This is a genomic window from Clostridioides sp. ZZV14-6387 (assembly GCF_020657835.1).
Taxonomy (GTDB): Bacteria; Bacillota; Clostridia; order Peptostreptococcales; family Peptostreptococcaceae; genus Clostridioides; species Clostridioides difficile_A.
Map to the genome: position 1 here is coordinate 1 of NZ_JAGWCW010000061.1, position 3098 is coordinate 3098.

At 32.4% G+C, this 3098-nt stretch carries 1 protein-coding gene and 1 pseudogene; one reads left to right on the forward strand and one right to left on the reverse strand.

From position 1 onward, the window contains the following. The first annotated feature begins 333 nt into the window (after positions 1–333). Entirely contained in the window at positions 334–1932 is a 1599-nt protein-coding gene (locus tag KGF38_RS19890) for a putative manganese-dependent inorganic diphosphatase (protein WP_074179961.1), read from the forward strand. An 85-nt stretch (positions 1933–2017) separates the two neighbouring features. On the opposite strand, the pseudogene KGF38_RS19895 reads toward KGF38_RS19890, so the two are convergent. Continuing rightward, positions 2018–3098: pseudogene (locus KGF38_RS19895) on the reverse strand (collagen-like protein); the annotation flags it as partial.

Below are 3098 nucleotides of genomic sequence, written 5' to 3' on the forward strand. Positions count from 1 at the left end.
GTTAATTTTTTACTTATAACATATATACAAAAATTTTTATAGTATAAAATATTTATAAATTTTTAGTTTATTATCATATTAATTAATTTTTTCGCAGGTATATTTAATCGATTTATTTCAAATAAAAGTAAATTTAATTTAGAATATAATTGGGTAAAAGTATAATATCAGGATAATTTTTATATCAAATTCATTGTATTTATGTAAGAAATAAAATTTTATATAATATTTTTTCATTAAATTTTTTTCTTTTTACAACATATACCCACAACCTTTTGATATAATATTTTTATCAATTATTATTTATATTCAAGTTTTGAAAGGAGTATTAAAATGAGTTTATTAGTTTTCGGACATAAAAATCCAGATACAGATTCAATATGTTCTGCAATTTCATTAGCACATTTAAAGAACAAACTAGGAATAAAAGCAACAGCTTATGCTTTAGGAGATATCAGAAAAGAGGCTAAATATGCCTTAGATTACTTTAAGGTAGATGCACCTGAAATTTTAGATAATGTTAGAATACAAGTTAGAGATTTAAATTATGATAAAGTAGTTCCTTTAACTCCAACTTCATCTATATTAGAAGCTTATAATCTTATGGATGAAAAAAATGTTAAGACGCTACCTGTAACTTATGATGATGGAACTTTTGCTGGTATCATTACTATGAAAGAAATAGCTAAAAACCTACTTCATCAACACTTTACAACTATACACACATCACTATCAAATATTTGTAAAAACCTTAATGGTACTATTCTTGTGGATTGTGGTGAAGATGTAAAAGGTAGAGTGGTTACTCTATCATTTGGTATGGAAACTCTAATAGAGACTCTAAAAGAGGGAGACATAGCTATTGTTGGCGATAGATATGATAGTATTGAATATGCTATTGATACAAAAGTTAAACTTTTAATACTTACTAATCATACAGAGATTTCAAAAGATTTACTAGCTCTTGCTAAAATAAATGGAGTTTCTGTTGTTTCTGTTGAAAGTGATAACTATAAAACTTCTAATGTGATAAATCAATGTAGTTTCTTAGACTCTATAGAGGCTACAGAAAATTTAATTACATTCAAAGAAGATGATTACATGGATGAAATTAAAGAAATCATGCTAGAGACAAACTTCAGATCTTATCCTATATTAGATGATGATAATAAGTTTTTAGGATTAATTTCAAAAGGACATCTATTAAATCCAACTAAAAAGAATGTTGTTTTAGTTGACCATAATGAATATGCTCAAAGTGCTGATGGAATTGAACAAGCAAATATAGTTGAAATAATTGACCATCATAAACTTGGTGGTATTTCTACTGATATTCCTATGTCTTTTAGAGTTATGCCTGTTGGATGTAATAGTACTATAATTTACCAAATGTATAAAGAAAATAATGTTGAGATACCTTATGAAATAGCCGGACTTCTTTTATCTGCTATATTATCTGATACATTATTATTCAAATCTCCAACAACAACTGACATGGATAAAAAAGCATGTGAAGAACTAAGTAAAATAGCAAAAGTGGATATGGAAAAATATGCTATGGATATGTTTAAATGTGGTACTTCTTTAGACGAATATACTATAGAAGAAATAGTAAATATGGACTTTAAAGAGTTCAATATGAGTGGATATAAAGTTGGTATTGGACAAGTATTTACTTTAGACATAGATTCTATATTTGCTAAAAAAGATGAGTTTTTATCTTATATAAATTCAACTGATTATGATAAATTAGTTATTGCAGTTACAGATATAATTAAAGAAGGATCTTATTTAATCTATAAAGCAGAAGATAGATTAATTGCTGATGCATTTAGCGTTGAAGGTGTTCAAGGTACATTTGCACCAGGTGTTGTATCTAGAAAGAAACAACTAGTGCCTAATTTAACTACTGCAATCAAGAACTTTAAATAATATAAAATTTTTAAACAGAAAAACTGTTTCAAATATATATTTGAAACAGTTTTTTATTATACATATATTAATATTAAATATAAAGTTAAGTCATAATAGTATCAGCTATTCTAAATATAGTCAAAGCTGCCGCTGTCCCTGCTGATTGACCATTTCTTATTCCTACAGACACAGATGAAAAATTATTTATAGTAAATGTAGTTCCACCAAATAGAAAACCAGCGAAATATCCAGAAACCACACCTCCACCACCTGGCTCAGTAGTGATACCTGCTAAATCTCTCCCTCCTAAAATAGGAAATAAGAAAGAAAAAGAGTATTGATTTATACTTGATGAACCTGGTTGCAATGCTAATGAAACTGAAATGTAGTACACACCATTTTCTTCTACTTTAAATGTACCATTTGCATCCACTGTTATACTTGAACTATTCCCCAGTACTGCTTGCCAATTTTTTATAGCTTCCCCATTATTTAAGATTTGTGCAGATGGAGCATTTACAAGAAAATTAGCAATTGGCTGTGAGAAATTACCTGTTGGTCCTATTTCTCCTGTTACTCCTGTATTTCCGGTTGGTCCTGTTGGTCCTGTCACTCCTGTGTTTCCTATTGGACCTGTTGCTCCGGTTGCTCCTATTTCTCCAGTTGCTCCTGTGTTCCCTGTTGGACCTGTTACTCCGGTTGCTCCTATTTCTCCAGTTGCTCCTGTATTTCCTGTTGGACCTGTTGCTCCAGTTGGTCCTATTTCTCCAGTATTTCCGGTTGGGCCTGTTGCTCCCATTGGACCTTCTAACCCTGTATTTCCAGTTGCTCCTGTGTTTCCGGTTGGGCCTGTTGCTCCCATTGGGCCTTCTAATCCTGTGTTTCCTGTTGAGCCAGTTGCTCCAGTTGGCCCTATCTCTCCTGTATTCCCTGTTGGACCTGTTGCTCCAGTTGCTCCTGTGTTTCCGGTTGGACCTGTTGCTCCTGTTGCTCCTGTGTTTCCGGTTGGACCTGTTGCTCCTTCTAATCCGGTGTTTCCGGTTGGGCCTGTTGGACCTATTTCTCCGGTATTTCCGGTTGGACCTGTTGCTCCGGTTGGCCCTATTCCTCCAGTTGGTCCTGTGTTTCCTATTGGACCTGTTGCTCCGGTTGCTCCTATTTCTCCAGTTGCTCCTGTGTTTCCT

What these genes read in the sequence shown, in the direction of transcription:
- KGF38_RS19890 (WP_074179961.1), top strand. Translation starts at nt 334, where the DNA reads ATGAGTTTATTAGTTTTCGGACATAAAAATCCAGATACAGATTCAATA.